The 15,926-nt window shown below is 65.1% G+C and carries 13 protein-coding genes; 8 read left to right on the top strand and 5 right to left on the bottom strand.

The genetic code is table 11. From position 1 onward, the window contains the following. Nucleotides 1–54 precede the first annotated feature (54 nt). From E3T50_RS04460 to E3T50_RS04445, 4 genes are read right to left on the bottom strand one after another with little or no spacing between them, the layout of a single operon-like run. Nucleotides 55–1,203 carry a bifunctional 2-methylcitrate synthase/citrate synthase gene (locus E3T50_RS04460; RefSeq protein WP_134550775.1) on the bottom strand — a complete coding sequence of 383 codons (1,149 nt, stop codon included), beginning with the start codon at nt 1,201–1,203 and terminating at the stop codon, nt 55–57. Further along, a complete protein-coding gene (gene prpB, locus E3T50_RS04455; protein WP_134550774.1) occupies nt 1,196–2,143 on the bottom strand; it encodes a methylisocitrate lyase in 948 nt (315 codons plus the stop codon). The genes E3T50_RS04460 and prpB overlap by 8 nt, the downstream gene beginning before the upstream one ends. Then, nucleotides 2,143–3,678, bottom strand: a complete 1,536-nt coding sequence (locus E3T50_RS04450) for an MmgE/PrpD family protein (RefSeq protein ID WP_134550773.1) — start codon at nt 3,676–3,678, stop codon at nt 2,143–2,145. Before E3T50_RS04450 ends, prpB begins: the two co-directional genes overlap by 1 nt. Nucleotides 3,679–3,717: 39 nt before the next feature. Beyond that, the gene (locus tag E3T50_RS04445) at nt 3,718–4,407 is read right to left on the bottom strand and encodes a GntR family transcriptional regulator (RefSeq protein WP_241990757.1); all 690 of its coding nucleotides are present in this window, start codon (nt 4,405–4,407) and stop codon (nt 3,718–3,720) included. Between the two features lie 88 nt (nt 4,408–4,495). On the opposite strand from E3T50_RS04445, the gene E3T50_RS04440 reads away from it, so the two are divergent. The 3 genes from E3T50_RS04440 (at nt 4,496) to E3T50_RS04430 (ending at nt 8,475) form a co-directional block, all read left to right on the top strand. Continuing rightward, on the top strand, nt 4,496–6,424 hold the full coding sequence (locus E3T50_RS04440) for an AMP-binding protein (RefSeq protein WP_134550772.1): 1,929 nt from the start codon (nt 4,496–4,498) through the stop codon (nt 6,422–6,424). Between the two features lie 90 nt (nt 6,425–6,514). After that, nucleotides 6,515–6,862, top strand: coding sequence for a DUF485 domain-containing protein (locus E3T50_RS04435; RefSeq protein WP_134464402.1), 348 nt, complete (start codon nt 6,515–6,517; stop codon nt 6,860–6,862). Beyond that, nucleotides 6,859–8,475 (top strand): solute symporter family protein, encoded by a 1,617-nt coding sequence (locus E3T50_RS04430; RefSeq protein ID WP_134464404.1) that lies wholly within the window; start codon nt 6,859–6,861, stop codon nt 8,473–8,475. The genes E3T50_RS04435 and E3T50_RS04430 overlap by 4 nt, the downstream gene beginning before the upstream one ends. Before the next feature lie 189 nt (nt 8,476–8,664). On the opposite strand, the gene E3T50_RS04425 is transcribed toward E3T50_RS04430, so the two are convergent. Beyond that, the gene (locus E3T50_RS04425) at nt 8,665–9,447 is read right to left on the bottom strand and encodes an SDR family NAD(P)-dependent oxidoreductase (RefSeq protein ID WP_174844729.1); all 783 of its coding nucleotides are present in this window, start codon (nt 9,445–9,447) and stop codon (nt 8,665–8,667) included. Between the two features lie 29 nt (nt 9,448–9,476). Between E3T50_RS04425 and E3T50_RS04420 the strand changes: the two genes are divergently transcribed. The 5 genes from E3T50_RS04420 to E3T50_RS04400 all read left to right on the top strand — a co-directional run bounded on the left by E3T50_RS04420 (nt 9,477) and on the right by E3T50_RS04400 (nt 15,905). After that, nucleotides 9,477–10,574: an acyltransferase family protein gene (locus E3T50_RS04420; RefSeq protein WP_241990756.1), complete on the top strand. Its 1,098-nt coding sequence runs from the start codon at nt 9,477–9,479 to the stop codon at nt 10,572–10,574. A gap of 110 nt (nt 10,575–10,684) precedes the next feature. After that, nucleotides 10,685–12,016, top strand: a complete 1,332-nt coding sequence (locus tag E3T50_RS04415; protein ID WP_134550770.1) for a bifunctional o-acetylhomoserine/o-acetylserine sulfhydrylase — start codon at nt 10,685–10,687, stop codon at nt 12,014–12,016. 111 nt (nt 12,017–12,127) lie between these two features. Continuing rightward, nucleotides 12,128–13,330: a homoserine O-acetyltransferase MetX gene (metX, locus tag E3T50_RS04410; RefSeq protein WP_134550769.1), complete on the top strand. Its 1,203-nt coding sequence runs from the start codon at nt 12,128–12,130 to the stop codon at nt 13,328–13,330. Nucleotides 13,331–13,401: 71 nt separating this feature from the next. Continuing rightward, nucleotides 13,402–14,571: a sensor histidine kinase gene (locus E3T50_RS04405; RefSeq protein ID WP_134550768.1), complete on the top strand. Its 1,170-nt coding sequence runs from the start codon at nt 13,402–13,404 to the stop codon at nt 14,569–14,571. After that, nucleotides 14,568–15,905, top strand: a complete 1,338-nt coding sequence (locus E3T50_RS04400) for a hypothetical protein (protein ID WP_134550767.1) — start codon at nt 14,568–14,570, stop codon at nt 15,903–15,905. Before E3T50_RS04405 ends, E3T50_RS04400 begins: the two co-directional genes overlap by 4 nt. Nucleotides 15,906–15,926 lie beyond the last annotated feature (21 nt).

The following is a 15,926-nucleotide window of genomic DNA, read 5'->3' as shown; positions in this document are numbered from 1 at the left end:
CGAAGCGGATGCCGCGCTGCCAACGGGCAGCGGGGCATCCGCTTCAAGAAAATGCTACGGAACCTGACGCTGGTCGACGCCGTTGTAGGCCGACAACGGGCGAATGAGGGCGTTGCTCTTCTTCTGCTCCATGATGTGTGCGGTCCAACCGGTGATCCGCGCCGCGACGAAGATCGGCGTGAAGGTGAGGGTATCGAAGCCCATCAGGTGATAGGCGGGGCCCGACGGGTAGTCGAGGTTGGGCAGAATCGCCTTGCGCGTCGTCATCGCCGTTTCGAGGGCTTCGTACAGTTCGAGCAGTTCCGGCTTCTGGTAGTGGTCGACCAGGGTGACAAGCGCGGTACGCATCGTCGGGACGCGCGAGTCGCCGCTCTTGTAGACGCGGTGCCCGAAACCCATGATCTTGCGCTTATCGGCCAGTGCCTGGGCCAGCCACGGTTCGGCCCGCGCGGCCGCACCTTCACCGAGACCGATCTCGGTGAAGGTGTGCATGACGGCCTCGTTGGCGCCGCCGTGCAGGGCTCCCTTGAGCGCCCCGACCGCACCGGTCACGGCCGAATACAAATCGGACAGGGTCGAGGTGATGACCCGCGCGGTGAACGTGGACGCGTTGAACGAGTGCTCAGCGTAGAGAATCATCGACACGTCGAAGGCGTTGACGACGACGAGTTCCGGCACCTCGCCGAAGGTCATGTGCAGAAAGTTCGCCGAGTAGCCGAGGTCGTCGCGCGGTTCGACCAGATCGAGGCCGTGGCGGCGACGCTGGTCGTAGGAGACGATTGCGGGCAGCTGGGCGAACAGGCGAATCGACTTGGCGAGGTCGGATTCCGCCGAAGGGTTCTCGGCGTCCGGATCACTGGCGCCGATGACGCTCACCGCGGTGCGCACGACATCCATCGGGTGCGCGGTGAGCGGCAGCTCGTCGATGATGCGCTTGATCATCGGGCTGAGGTGCCGCACCGACCGCTCGAGCGCCTCGAAGTCGGCGAGCTGCTGTTCATCGGGTAGTTCGCCGTGCCAGAGCAGGTAGGCGACCTCTTCAAAGCTCTTCCTGGCCGCGAGCTCCTGCACCGGATAGCCCCGGTAGAGCAGCGAATTGGTCTCCGGGTTGACCTTGGAGACCGCGGTCGTGTCGACGACGACGCCGGTCAGGCCCTTGTAAATGTGCGGAGTGACGTGTGGCAGTGTTTCGGTGTCAGACATTGTGCTCCTTTAGACCTTGCGCCGAACTGGGCGTCGAAATATGCGGGTTCAGGGTGAAATCGAAGATACCCGAATCGAACCGGCTATACGACGCATAATCGAGCAAATCGTACAGGTCGGCCCGATGCTGCATCTCGGGCAGCATCGTGCTGAGCGAGCCGTGCTGCTCGATCGCGTCGAGTCCGCGCGCGGCCGAGCCCATTGCGAGGCGCAGCAGCGACACCGGAAAAATCACCAGATTCATGCCCACGTCTTCGAGCTGCTGCACGGTGTACAGCTCGCCCTTGCCGAACTCGGTCATGTTGGCCAGGATCGGCACCGACACGGCTGCCCGAATCGTTTCGAATTCGGCCAGGCTCCCCATCGCCTCGGGGAAGATCGCGTCGGCTCCGGCATCCTGCAATTGCTTCGCGCGGGTCACGGCCGCGTCCAACCCGTCAACGGCACGGATATCGGTGCGCGCCATCACGAGAAAGTTCGCGTCCCGGCGCGCATCGGCCGCAGCGCGGATGCGTTTGATCGCGGTGTCGGCATCCACGACCTGCTTGCCGTCGAGATGGCCGCAACGTTTCGGGTTGACCTGGTCCTCGATGTGCATGCCGGCAAGTCCGGCGTCTTCCAGGGTCTGAATCGTGCGCGCCACGTTCATCGGCTCGCCGAAACCGGTATCGGCGTCGACGATCGCCGGCAGATCGGTCATGCGGGCGATCTGCTGCGACCGGCCGGCCACCTCGGTGAGGGTAGTCAGGCCGATGTCGGGCAGGCCGAGGTCGGCCGAGAGCACCGCGCCCGAAATATAGACGCCCTCGAATCCCTTCTGCTGGATGAGCTTGGCTGAGAGCGGGTTGAACGCGCCGGGATAGCGCAGAATCTTTGCGCTCGACAGGCCAGCCCTAAGCGCGATGCGCTTGTCGGCTGCCGTCACGCTGGCGTAGAGCATTAGAAGATTCCGTTCGGGGTGGCAAACGAGGCCAGCAGGCCCGGCTTGGCCACAATGGTCAGGCCGCCGAGGTCGGCGGGCCTCAGCTCCGGCAGGCGCTGCGCCAGGGCGAGGAAGCGTTCAATCTCGGATTCCTCCATCACCGGCACGGCCAGCGTGCGGAACTTGTTGATGTATTCCGCGCGGGCGAAGGGTCGAGCGCCGAGCGGATGCGCATCGGCCACGGCGATCTCGTCGACCAGGCGGGTTCCGTTGCTGAGCTCGATTTCGACGCGACCCCCGAAGGCCTTCTCGGCCGGGTCCAGGGAGTGGTAGCGGCGCGTCCACTCCTCGTCCTCGGTCGTGGTGACGGTGTTCCACAGGGCGATCGTGTCGGGGCGGCCAGCGCGCTCGGGGCGGTAGGAATCGACGTGGTTCCAGGTTCCGTCCTGCAGGGCCACCGTGAAGATATAGGGGATGGAGTGGTCGAGGGTTTCGCGGCTCGCCGCGGGGTCGTATTTCTGCGGGTCGTTGGCGCCGGAGCCGATCACATAGTGCGTGTGATGACTGGTGTGGATGACGATGCTCGTGATCGCGCCGGCCACGAGCAGTTCGGGGTGCTCGTTGTGCAGTCGGCGGGCGAGGTCGATCCAGGCCTGCGCCTGGTATTCGGCCGAATGCTCCTTGGTATAGCTGTCGAGGATCGCACGCTTGATGCTGCCGGCAGCCGGCAGCGAGACGTCGTAGGAACCGTCTGGTCCGTCGAGCAGCCAGGCGATGACGCCGTCTTCGCCCTCGTAGATCGGGGTCGGGCTGGTCTCACCGCGCAGCGCCCGGTCGACGGCTTCGACGGCCATCTTGCCGGCGAATGCCGGGGCGTGGGCCTTCCAGGAGGAGATTTCCCCCTTTCTCGACTGGCGAGTCGCGGTCGTGGTGTGTAGCGCCTGTCCGATGGCGTGAAAGATGATCTCCTTGTCGAGACCGAGCAGGGTTCCGATGCCGGCAGCAACCGACGGGCCGAGGTGGGCCACGTGGTCGATCTTGTGCGCGTGCAGGCTGATCGATTTCACCAGGTCGATCTGGATCTCGTAGCCGGTGGCGATGCCGCGAATCAGGTCACGGCCGGTCAGGCCACGCGACGCTGCGAGGTGCTGGGCGACCGCCGTGATCGGTGGGATGTTGTCGCCCGGGTGCGAGTATTCGGCGGCCAGGAAGGTGTCGTGGTAGTCGAGTTCACGCACGGCGACACCATTCGCCCACGCCGCCCATTCCGGGGAAACCCGACGAGCCGGCGCCAGGCCGAACACGCTCGCACCGTCGCCACCGGTGGAACGCGGGTGCGCGAGTGCCTGCGAGCGGGCGGCGATCACCGGGCGACGGGTCAGGCTGGCCGCGGCCACTGCGGCGTTGTCGATCACCCGGTTGATGACCATCTCGGTCACTTCCTCAGAGACTGCGGCGGGATCCGCGGCGACCTCGGCTATCTTCCAGGCCAGCTGGTCCTGGCGGGCCAGATTCTCGTCGCTTCGGTGAACTCGAACGTGGTGGAGCTGCACGGTTGATCCCTTCGTTAGTCGGCCGCAGTCGTTTATCGACTACCGTGCCGAGTCCTCATCGATCGCCGCGAGGACACTCACAAGGCTTTGGTGAAGATGAATATGGGTGGCGTGGGCCGCTAGCGACGGATCACCGGCGATGATGGCGTCGAGAATCAGCAGGTGCTCGGCCGCTGCGGCACGAAGCCGGGACGGATTTCGACGAGCGAGCCGACGGATGCGGGCCAGGTGGGTGCGAACGGCGCGCAGGGCACCGACCAGAAAGGGATTTTCGACAGCAGCGTCGACGGCGTCATCGAGTTGATCGATCAGTGCGTAGTACTGGTGGACCCCGACATCGCCCAGGTCCAGGAGGTCTGGGGCGGTGACGAAGGCTTCGCGCAGTTCGACGAACAGCGTGGGATCGCGGCGAAGTGCGGCCAGTCGACTGGCCTGCACTTCGAGGGCCTGACGTAATTCGTACAGCTCGGAGATGCTGTCGACAGAGATGTCGGTCACTTCGAAGCCGCGACCGCGACGCCCGACGACGAGCCCGTCGGCGATCAGTCGAGCCACTGCTTCTCTCAGCGGGGTTCGGGAGACACCGATACGGTCGGCCTGTTCGACTTCGAGCAGGCCGGCACCGGGGGCGAGGAGTCCGTTCAAAATCTCCTCACGCAGCTGACGGTATGCCCGCTCACTGGCTCGAAGCGGTGCCTCTGACCCCACCGCTGCGGTTTCTGTATACACAACAGTGATCCTATTCCACAGAGCTGGGTTGTATGCAATACTTCAACCACTCTTTGTATACAGAGGCACTTCGATGGGGAAGGAAACCATGAGCGGCATATCCGGCGGGGGCTACCAGGAGGCCTGGCGACGCAGCATTTCATCGCCGGAGGACTTCTGGTTGGAGGCCGCCGCTGGCATCGACTGGGTCGTGCCGCCGACGAGCGCCCTCGCCGTCGACGGAAAAGCGACCGGCAGCTGGTTTCCAGGGGGAACGCTCAACACGAGCTTCAACGCCCTCGATCGTCACGTTCTGGCCGGTCGGGGTGCCCACACGGCATTGATCTACGACTCGGCCATGACGGGCACCCGGGTTCAGCTGAGCTACCTCGATCTGCTCGGTCGGGTCGCCAAATTCGCCGGCGCCCTGCGCGCCACCGGTGTCGGAACCGGGGACCGGGTCATCATCTACCTGCCCATGATTCCCGAGGCCGTTGTCGCCATGCTGGCCTGTGCGCGCATCGGTGCGGTGCACTCGGTCGTCTTCGGCGGTTTCGCCGCGACAGAACTGGCCGTGCGCATTGATGACGCTCGACCGAGTGTCATTGTCACGGCATCCGGGGGTCTGGAACCGGGCCGCACCGTGGAATACCTGCCGCTGGTCGAGAAAGCACTGACGCTCAGCCAGGGCTCGGTACACACGGTGATCGTGCGCAACCGGGACAGCATCCCGGGGTCGGCGGCAAACTATCAGGACCGTCCTGACACGGATGCGGTCTGGCTGGACTGGGCAGACGAAGAAGCGAAGGCAACACCGGCCGCCCCGGTCGCCCTGCACTCCGACGACCCGCTCTACATCCTGTACACCTCCGGCACGACCGGCAAGCCCAAGGGCATCATTCGCGACAACGGCGGCCACGCCGTCGCCCTCAACTGGTCGATGCGCAACGTCTACAACGTGGGGCCGGGCGATGTCTACTGGGCTGCCTCCGACGTCGGCTGGGTGGTCGGTCACTCCTATATCGTCTATGCCCCGCTGCTGGCCGGGGCGACCACGGTCCTCTACGAGGGCAAACCGATCGGAACCCCGGATGCTGGCGCCTTCTGGCGTGTCGTCGACGACTACAAGGTGAAGGTTCTGTTCACCGCGCCGACCGCCATCCGGGCGATTCGCCGCGTTGATCCGGATCTGCTGGAGCTGGAACAGCACGACGTGTCGAGCCTGACCAGCCTGTTTTTGGCCGGCGAACGCCTCGACCCCGAGACCTTCCACTGGGCTAACAACGGGCTGCACTGCCCGGTCATCGATCATTGGTGGCAGACCGAGACCGGCTGGGCGATCTGCGCCAACCTGCTCGGCATCGAAGAGTTGCCGACCAAACCGGGCTCGGCCACCGTTCCGGTGCCCGGGTATGACGTCGCCATTCTGGATTCGGCGGGCAGGCCGATCGAGAAGATCGGCACAGACGGCAACATCGCCATTCGGCTTCCATTGCCGCCCGGAACCCTCCTCGGGGTCTGGGGCAGTGAGGAACGGTTCGCCAGTTCCTACCTGACCGCTTTTCCCGGCTACTACGCCACCGGAGACTCCGGTCACTTTGATGCCGACGGATACCTGTTCGTGATGGGCCGCACCGACGACGTCATCAACGTGGCCGGGCACCGTCTGTCGACCGGTTCGCTCGAAGAGGTTCTCACCCTGCATCCGGCCGTCGCCGAGTGCGCGGTGCTCGGCGTGCACGACCCGGTTAAGGGTCAGCGTGCCGCTGGTTTCGTCACGCTCAAGGCCGGCAGTCGGGTCGATCACACCGTTCTCACCGCGGAACTCGTCGCCCTGGTGCGCGAGCATGTCGGCCCGGTCGCAGCGTTTCGCGACGTGACTATACTCGACAGACTGCCCAAAACGCGGTCGGGGAAGATTCTTCGTAAAACCATTCGGCAGATCGTCGACGGTGAAGAATATCTGGTCCCTCCCACCATCGAAGACCCCACCGTTCTTGACGATCTGAAACGCGCGCTGTCAGCATCCGTTTCGTAAACGATCGGCTACGACCACCTTCCATTCCCACCGCGCACCCCCCACTTTTCCCGCACCACGTATTTTCCGTTCTCAAGGCAAGGAAGCCCCATGAGTGAATCAGTGAAAGACGCCCCACCGAAGTCCCGCATCGATTACGAGGCGTATGAGAAAACGCCCCAGTTTTTACATTTGAAGAAAACGCGCAACAAGTTCGTGGTCCCGCTGGCCATCTTCTTTCTGGTCTGGTACTTCGCCTACGTACTCGCGGCGGCCTACCTGCCTGAATTCATGGCGACCCCGGTATTGGGTCGCATCAATATCGGCCTGGTACTCGGCCTCGGCCAATTCGTCACCACCTTTGCGATCACCATGGGTTATGTAACCTTCGCCAACCGCAAGATCGACCCCCTGACCGAAGAACTTCGCGGCGAACTCGAGCGGATGGAACAACGATGAACACACTGCACTTTCTGGCCACCGCGGTCAAACCGGTCGAAAACAACCCGGTGCTCAACATCTCGATCTTTCTCGCCTTTGTCGCGGTGACCCTGATCATCGTGATCCGCTCGGGCCGCAACAACAAGACGGCCGCGGACTACTACGCCGGCGGCCGCTCGTTCACCGGGCCGCAGAACGGGTTCGCCATCGCCGGCGATTATCTCTCGGCCGCGTCGTTCCTGGGCATTGTCGGCGCGATCGCCGTCACCGGCTACGACGGCTTCATGTACTCGATCGGATTCCTCGTTGCGTGGCTGGTCGCCCTGCTCCTGGTCGCCGAGCTCATGCGCAACACGGCCAAGTTCACCATGGCCGATGTGCTGTCCTTCCGGCTCAAACAGGGTCCCGTGCGGGTGGCAGCGGCCACCACCACCCTGGCGGTCTGCTTCTTCTACCTGCTGGCCCAGATGGCCGGAGCCGGCGGACTCGTCTCGCTGCTCCTGGGCATCAACGACAAGCTCGGGCAGTCCATCGTCGTTACCATCGTCGGCGGGCTGATGATCGTCTACGTACTGGTCGGCGGCATGAAGGGCACCACCTGGGTGCAGATCGTCAAGGCGTTCCTGCTCATCATCGGTGCGCTCGCCATGAGCGTCTGGGTGATGGCCATCAACGGCTTCAATCTGTCGACACTGCTCGACAGCGCGGTCGCCCTCTCCACCGCGGGCGACGCGATCCTCGCTCCGGGCCTGAAGTACGGCGCCAACCCGCTCGACTTCATCTCGCTCGCCCTCGCCCTGGTTCTCGGAACCGCCGGCCTGCCGCACGTGCTCATGCGTTTCTACACGGTTCCGACCGCGAAAGAAGCTCGTCGTTCGGTCGTCTGGGCTATCTGGCTCATCGGCGCGTTCTACATCTTCACCCTGGTGCTCGGCTTCGGTGCCGCGTCGCTCGTCGGTGCTGACACCGTGCTCGCCGCTCCCGGTGGAGTCAACTCGGCAGCCCCGCTGCTCGCGCTCGCTCTCGGTGGCCCGCTGTTGCTCGGCTTCATCTCGGCCATCGCGTTCGCAACGATCCTGGCGGTGGTGGCCGGAATCACCATCACGGCGGCAACGAGCTTCGCGCACGACATCTACGGATCTGTCATCAAGAAGGGCAAGGGAAACCCCGACGACGAGGTCAAGATCGCCCGTCGCACGGTTGTCGTGATTGGTATTCTCGCCATTGCCGGTGGTATCGGCGTGCAGGGGCAGAACATCGCCTTCCTGGTGGCACTGGCCTTCGCCGTCGCGGCGAGCGCCAACCTGCCCACCATTCTGTACTCCCTGTTCTGGCGTCGTTTCACCACCCGGGGCGCGGTGTGGAGCATGTACGGCGGACTGTCGTCGGCCGTACTGCTGATCATCTTCTCGCCGGTGTTCTCGGGCACCGACACCTCGATGTTCGGTGCCGACGTGAACTTCGCGATCTTCCCGCTCAGCAACCCGGGTATCGTCTCGATCCCGCTCGGATTCTTCCTGGGCTGGCTCGGATCGGTCACCAGCACCACGAAGGAGAGCCCGAAGCTTGCCGCCGAGATGGCCGTGCGCTCACTCACCGGACACGGCGCCGAGAAGGCTGTCGAGCACTAACCGCGCGCAACACCGAACGGGCCGGCCGGGATCTCACGATCCCGTCCGGCCCGTTTCCTGTCCCCCGCGACCCCAGAAGCGGCGACGACTTGGCAGTAGCGACGGCGGGTTGTCCGCGGGGTGGCGAGTTGTGAGCGCGGAGCGGATGACCCGCTGCCGCCGCGGACTGCGGAGAAAGGCCGCGGGCGCTCAGGGCTCGCGAACCTTGAGCTCGCCGCGAGCGATCCGGGTCGTAGCGGCCTGGGCGACCGGCTTGATCACGATCAGGTCGAGGTTCACGTGCGCGGGCCGTTCCACGCTCGCGACGATGGTCTCGGCGATGTCCTCGGCCGAGAGCGGGTCGGGCACGTTGTCGTAGGCCGCGACAGCCTTGTCGGCGTCACCGTCGAAGCGAACCAGACCGAACTCATCCGTTTTGACCATGCCCGGCGCGATCTCGATCACCCGAATCGGCTCCCCCGACAGTTCGAGGCGCAGCACCTCGGTCATGGCGTGCGCGGCGAACTTCGCCGCGTTGTAGCCGCCACCGCCCAGATAGGCGACATGGCCCGCAATCGACGTGACGGTCACGATATCGGCCGACCCCGCCCCGGAGTCGATGCCGGCGCGCAGCAGCGGCAGGATGGCCGTGGTGACCCGCTTGACGGCGAGCACGTTGATCTCGAACATCCAGGCCCAGTCTTCGATGCTGCCCGCCTCGACCGTGTCGAGACCCTTGGCGCCGCCGGCATTGTTGACGAGGGCGTGCACCGGACCGCTGGCGGCGAGGTAGTCGCGCAAGGCGTCGACATCCGCCTGCACCGTGAGATCGGCGGTGAAGACATCCGCTCCGGTTTCGGCTTGCAGGGTTTTGAGACGGTCGGCGCGCCGCGCGACCCCCACCACGTCCCAGCCATGCTCCCGGAACAGGCGTGCCGTCGCTGCTCCAATTCCTGAACTTGCTCCGGTCACAACCACTCGTCGAATACTCATTTATCCATTGTGGCGGGAGAATGGTGTCAATGAGCCAACTGGACACCACCACTCCACCGCAGAAGCGTCGCGTACCCCTCTGGGACAACGCGCGCTGGGTGGCCGTCACCCTCGTGCTGATCGGCCACGCGATTCTCAAACTCATCGGCGAAGCGGATGTCGCCTACACGCTGTATCTGTTCATTTACGCCTTCCACGTACCGGTCTTCGTGGCCGTGAGCGGCTACTTCGCCAAGTCAGGACCACCAGACGCGCGGCAGATGCACCGGCTGCTCACCGACATCATTTTTCCGTACGTCATCTTCGAGACAATCTGGACGGTGCTGCGCTGGATCCTCGGCGGCAAGTTCGTTCTGGACTACTCCACCGCGAGCTGGACGCTGTGGTTTCTGCTCGCCCTGCTGCTCTGGCGGATTGTCCTGCCCTACCTCGTGCTTCTGCGCTACCCCCTCATCATCAGCATTATCATCTCGATCGGGGCCGGCTACCTGCCCAATATCGACGGCACGTTCACCCTGTCCCGCACCCTCGGGCTGCTGCCGTTCTTCGTCTTCGGCTGGAAGCTGCGCCAGTGGCAGCTCACCGATACCTGGCTCGAACTGCGTGACGGCCTGATCTGGCGTTGGCGAACCGCGGCGATGGGGCTGTTCGCCCTGCTGTATCTGCTGATCGGGCTCAACATCGGGACCCTGCGCACCCTCCAGGTTCGCCGATTCCTGCTCTACGACGAGGCGTACGCGATATTCGGGTATTCCGACTTCTGGGCCGGCGGCATCCGTTTGGCCGTCATGCTGCTCGCATTTGCGCTCATCGTGGCGTTCCTCATGCTGATTCCGCGCCGCAAGACCTGGGTGACCGACCTGGGCACGGCGACAATGTACATCTACCTGCTGCACACCTTCGTGCTGTACCCGCTGCGCGAAACGGGTGTGCTCGACGGGCCGCAGCCCGCGTGGGTATTGCCGGGCATGATCGTGCTGAGCGTGGCTACCTCCTTCCTGCTGTCGCTGCCCATCGTTCGACGGCTGGTTCGGCCCCTCGTCGAACCGAAAGCCCGGTGGCTGTTTCGCCCGACCGCGGCGACGCCGACCGGCACGACCGTGTTCCCACATCGCGAGCGCACCTAGCCGTCGCGACAACGTGACGTTGTGTTTCGCCCGCTCTTGCACGGCCATGCGCCGTTTCATATGCTCGGGGCGAAGCCGGACAGTCCGCGCTGAGTGATCCGGAGGCTACTGTGACCGACAATTCTTCATCGTGGAAGTTTGAGACCAAGCAGGTTCACTCCGGCGCCCGGCCCGACCCGGTCACGAACGCGCGCGCCACCCCGATCTACCAGACCACCTCGTATGTCTTCAACAGTGCCGAGCACGCGCAGAACCTGTTCGCGCTGGCCGAGTTCGGCAACATTTACACCCGCATCCAGAACCCCACCCAGGCCGTCGTCGAAGAGCGCGTTGCCGCGCTCGAGGGCGGCACCGCCGCGCTGCTGCTGTCCAGTGGCCAGTCGGCATCCACATTCGCGGTGCTGAACATTGCCCAGGCCGGCGACCACATCGTGTCGTCGAGTTCGATCTACGGCGGCACCTACAACCTGTTCAAGTACACCCTGGCCAAGCTCGGCATCGAGGTCACCTTCGTCGCAGACCAGGATGACGCGGCCGAGTGGCAGCGCGCGGTGCGCCCGAACACCAAGCTCTTCTTCGCGGAGACCATCGGCAACCCGCGCATCAACGTGCTCGACATCAGTTTGGTAGCGGATGTCGCCCACGCGGCCGGCATCCCGCTGATCGTCGACAACACGATCGCCACCCCCTACCTCATTCGCCCGTTCGAGCACGGTGCCGACATCATCGTGCACTCCGCCACCAAATTTCTCGGCGGTCACGGCACCATCATCGGTGGGGTGCTCGTGGACGGCGGCACGTTCGAATGGTCGAAGAATGTCGAGAAATTCCCCGGCCTGACCGAACCCGACCCGTCCTACCACGGGGCCAGCTACACCACCGCGGTCGGTGACGGCATCGCCTACGTCATCAAGGCCCGTGTGCAGCTGCTGCGCGACCTCGGAAGCGCCATCGCCCCGGCGAGCGCCTGGCAGCTCATCCAGGGCATCGAGACGCTCAGCCTGCGCATCGAGCGCCACGTGCAGAACGCTCAGAGCATCGCCGAGTGGCTCGACGACCACGAAGACATCGCCTCGGTGAACTATGCCGGGCTGCCGTCGAGCCCCTGGTATGCCGCCGCCAACAAGTACGCTCCGCTCGGCGTCGGAGCGGTACTCTCGTTTGAGCTCAAGGGCGGTGTCGCGGCCGGCCGCGCCCTCGTCGACAACCTGAGCCTGTTCAGCCACCTCGCCAACATCGGTGATGTGCGCTCCCTGGTCATTCATCCCGCCTCGACCACGCACGCCCAGCTCACCCCGGAGGAGCAGCTCACGGCCGGCGTCACTCCCGGCCTGGTGCGGCTCTCCGTGGGCATCGAGAACGTCGCGGATTTGAAGACCGACCTTGCGGCCGGCCTGGCTGCCGCGCGCGCCGTCGTCGAGCGCGACCGCGCTGACGCCTGACACGCCGGAGACAACCACGCCCACCCGTCAGGCACCACCGGAACGGGCCTGTCCGGGCGCACAACGTAACATACGCCCGGGCAGGTCCTTCGGCGGCCAGAATAGACGTGTATGGAATGGCAATCTTCAGCAGACACGGTCCCGTCGAGCTTCATCACCGAAGCCCAGGCGCGCTCGGTACTCGGCAAGCCTCCGGCGACCGGTGCCTGGCGCGACGGTGACCCGGTTGGCCACCGACAGTTCGCCAACCTGGGCCCGATCACCTTCGAGGCCGGGGGCAGCTTGCCGATGGCCCGCCTCGCCTACGAGACCTGGGGCACCCTCAGCCCGGCCGGCGACAACGCCGTGCTCGTGCTGCATGCCCTCACCGGTGATAGCCACGTGGCCGGAACGCCCGGTCCCGGGCAGGAGACCGGAGGATGGTGGGACGGCATCGTCGGTCCCGGCCTTGCCATCGACACCGAGCGGTGGTTCGTGGTGGCGCCGAACATGCTCGGCGGTTGTCAGGGCAGCACCGGACCGGCCTCGCTGGCGCCCGACGGGCTGGAGTGGGGCATCCGCTTTCCCTATCTGACCATTCGCGACCAGGTGGGCGCCCAGCGGGTGTTCACCGACCAACTCGGCATTGACCGCTGGGCGGCCGTCATCGGCGGTTCCATGGGCGGCATGCACGCTCTCGAATGGGCTATCGACGACCCCGACCGGGTAGAACGCCTGATCATCCTGGCTGCACCGCCCCGCACCACCGCCGACCAGATCGCCCTCAACTCGGTGCAGATCGCGGCCATTCGCACCGACCCGGCTTATCGAGCCGGCGACTACTACGACGAAGCGGATGGCGACGGCCCCACGCGCGGGCTTGCCCTGGCTCGTCGCATGGCCCTGTTGAACTACCGAAGCCCGGCCGAGCTCAACGCCCGCTTCGACCGTGGCTGGCAAAGCGGCATCAGCCCGCTCGGCGCCAACGGCCGCTTCGCCGTGGAATCGTACCTCGACTTTCATGGCAACAAATTCACCCGCCGCTTCGACGCCAACAGCTACATCGTGCTGGTCGAAGCCATGAACTCCCACGATGTCGGTCGCGGTCGCGGCGGCATCGCGGCCGCCCTCGGCCGGGTCACGGCCCGCTCGATCGTCGTAGGAATCGACAGCGATCGATTGTTTCCCGTCGATGGCCAGCGCGCCATCGCTGCGCACCTGCCGAACAATGTCGATGGCTCCACCGCGGTGGTACTGGAATCCGGGTATGGTCACGATGGCTTCCTCATTGAGAACGAAGCAATCGGCGCCCAGATCCGGCGGGTGTTGCACTAGAGCGTATCCGCGTGTGTCCCGCCCGGTATGGTGCTGATAGAACACGTTTATCACCAACCGGACAGGCATCCATGCAACGCATTCTCAAGGAGCGCGACCGTCTCCTGCGAAGAGCGGTGCAGGCGGCCGGGCTGAGCGGTACGGCTACGACGCTGGCCTGCCTGCTGGTACCCGCCGGAATCAACACCGAAACCCGCATCGGTGCCGGCCTGCTCCTGCTCATTCTGGCCGCCGGTCAATTCTTGCTCGGCAATACCGGGGCGCTGCGCTGGGCCTTCGTGACCGTTCTCAGCGGCATCTCCATCATCCTGCTCGTCGGCTTCACCAGCCACCCCGGCCATCCCTTGAACCTGATCGAGGAGAGCGTCATTGGCATGGTCTCCACCGCGCCGGTGTGCGTCGTCGCGGCCATGCTGCTCACCAGTGTGCGCCGGCTGCTGCTGCTGCTGTCGTTCTTCGCGCTGACCGTCACGAGCGTGGCCGTGGCGACGGTTGGCGCGCCCGACCGAACGGTGTTGCTGGCCCTGACCGCGGCCATGTGGCTGTCATTCACCCTCGCTTCCTGGTGGATCGCGCAGAGCGTGCCTCGGGTGATGCACCGCATCGCCGCCATCGGGCGGGCGCACCGTGCCGAGCGGCACGCGAGCGAGCTGGAAGCGCGGCGCCGCCAGGACGCCCGATTGCTGCACGACACGGTGCTAGCCACCCTGACCCTACTCGCCCACTCCGGTGTTGGGGTCAGCCCGATCGCCCTGCAAAAACAGGCAGGCGACGATGCCCGACTACTGCGCCAATTACGCCTCGGCGGCCTGCCGACCCCGCGGAGTTCCGGGGTCTACAGTCTGGAATCGGCGACCGTGCTCACCCTCGGCGACACCCTCGACACTGTTCGCCAGCGGTTTGAACGCCTGGGCCTGACGGTCAACTGGCACGGCAGCGGCCAGGTGCAGCTGCACAGCAACGTGCTGGATTCCTTCCTGTTGGCCCTGTCAGAATGCCTCGAAAACGTGCGCCGTCACTCCGGAGTCGATCACGCAGACGTGACCATCACGGATGACGACACGACCGTTCGCGCGATGGTCACCGATACCGGGGTCGGCTTCGATCTCGGCCAGGTGGGGTCTGAACGGCTCGGCGTCGCCGAATCGGTCATCGCCCGGTTGCGGGACGTCGGTGGCAACGCACGCCTGTTCTCCTCGATCGGTGCCGGAACGACGGTCGTCCTGGAGGTTCCCAAATGACCCCATTCAGCGATACCGCGCCCATTGCCACCCACCCGCGGGCGCGCGGTGTCGGTTCGCGCCTGCTCGGCGGTTCCGCGGAACGCAGCTGGCCGCCGGCAGCCGCTGACCGGAGAACACGAGCCGACCTTCTGCCGTTACGGTTTCCGCGCACGATTCTGCGTGGTCACGGCCGCGTCGCCGTGTTCCGGTCAGACCAGAACGGTTTGGGTGCCCGTCATCTGGGTATCGGCATGAGCATCAGCGGGGCGTTCATCGCGCTGTTTCTGCTCGCGCGGCTGATCATTCAGTGCGACCCGACGCGCATTCCGATGCTGAGCGTTCTGGCCTGGGTGATTCTGCTCGCGACCGCGGTAACCGTGCACTGCGCGGTGCGTAAATTGGCTTCCCGCCTGCCGCTCTGGCTGTTTTTGGCAGCCCTCGGTGCGTGCGCGGTCGTGGTGGCGCTGGATCTGCCCGGCTCCTGGGGAGTGGCGGGCGCGGCGGCCTTTCCCACCGCAGCCCCGGCCGTCGGCGCTTTTCTGCTGTCGATCGTGACGTTGCGGGAGACCGGCGAAATCACCCTGGCTACCGTCGCTCTCGGTCTGACGATGAGCGCAGTGACCCTGTTCGAAGCACGCGAGGACCTACTCACCCTCGGCCCGGACATCCTCTCCACCGCCCTGGCGGTGGCGCCGCCCCTGGTCGGGGCGAGTGTCGTGCAGGCGTTTCGGCGCATGGTGCAGCGGGAACTCGACCTGGTGCTGGTGCAGAGCACCGTGTCGCAGCCGCGGTTCGCGGTCGGCATGCTCGCCTCCGAACAGTTGGCTCGCCTCGATTTCGATGCGGAAACTCTGCTCGACGATGTCGCCCAGGGCCGCACCGCACTGCCGCTGGTGCCCTCGACAGCGACGACGGCCGCCTCCCTGGCCACCCAACTGCGACTGCATCTGATCAAGGGCCGCACCGAAACCTGGCTGCACCATGCCATCACCGAGAGCGAATTTCTCGGTCCCGTCGTCACCCTCAACGATCCAGCCGGTCTGGCCGGTCTACTGTCGCCGCCGCAGCGCGATGGATTGCTGCTAACGATTTGGCTGCTGATCGGGGATACCGCACGGTCAGGGGCATCCGTGTGTTTGCGCCTGGGCCCAATTTCCCCCCCACACGGGGTGGGTGTGCAGCGAAAGGTGCTTTTTCCCATCGAACTGACCACTACTGGGGTATCCAGGCGGCGTGTCGATCCGGAAACCTGGCAGGCAATCAGGGCCATTGGGCCCCATGTGGATTCAAATCCCACCGGTAGTCTCAGGGTAGACATCGAGTGCAGCGTCGACAATCCTGCGGATGCCTAATATGGAGTAGTTTGACGATAT

Source organism: Cryobacterium gelidum (assembly GCF_004403985.1).
Taxonomy (GTDB): domain Bacteria; phylum Actinomycetota; class Actinomycetes; order Actinomycetales; family Microbacteriaceae; genus Cryobacterium; species Cryobacterium gelidum.
The sequence above is the reverse complement of the archived record's forward strand: the minus strand, read 5'-3'. Positions and strand labels throughout refer to the sequence as shown.

Excerpts from the sequence above, each read along its gene's own strand:
- E3T50_RS04425 (WP_174844729.1), bottom strand. The coding sequence starts at position 9,447 with ATGAGTATTCGACGAGTGGTTGTGACCGGAGCAAGTTCAGGAATTGGA.
- E3T50_RS04405 (WP_134550768.1), top strand. The coding sequence starts at position 13,402 with ATGCAACGCATTCTCAAGGAGCGCGACCGTCTCCTGCGAAGAGCGGTG.
- E3T50_RS04430 (WP_134464404.1), top strand. The coding sequence starts at position 6,859 with ATGAACACACTGCACTTTCTGGCCACCGCGGTCAAACCGGTCGAAAAC.
- E3T50_RS04460 (WP_134550775.1), bottom strand. The coding sequence starts at position 1,203 with ATGTCTGACACCGAAACACTGCCACACGTCACTCCGCACATTTACAAG.
- E3T50_RS04440 (WP_134550772.1), top strand. The coding sequence starts at position 4,496 with ATGAGCGGCATATCCGGCGGGGGCTACCAGGAGGCCTGGCGACGCAGC.
- E3T50_RS04420 (WP_241990756.1), top strand. The coding sequence starts at position 9,477 with ATGAGCCAACTGGACACCACCACTCCACCGCAGAAGCGTCGCGTACCC.
- E3T50_RS04400 (WP_134550767.1), top strand. The coding sequence starts at position 14,568 with ATGACCCCATTCAGCGATACCGCGCCCATTGCCACCCACCCGCGGGCG.
- prpB (WP_134550774.1), bottom strand. The coding sequence starts at position 2,143 with ATGCTCTACGCCAGCGTGACGGCAGCCGACAAGCGCATCGCGCTTAGG.
- E3T50_RS04435 (WP_134464402.1), top strand. The coding sequence starts at position 6,515 with ATGAGTGAATCAGTGAAAGACGCCCCACCGAAGTCCCGCATCGATTAC.
- metX (WP_134550769.1), top strand. The coding sequence starts at position 12,128 with ATGGAATGGCAATCTTCAGCAGACACGGTCCCGTCGAGCTTCATCACC.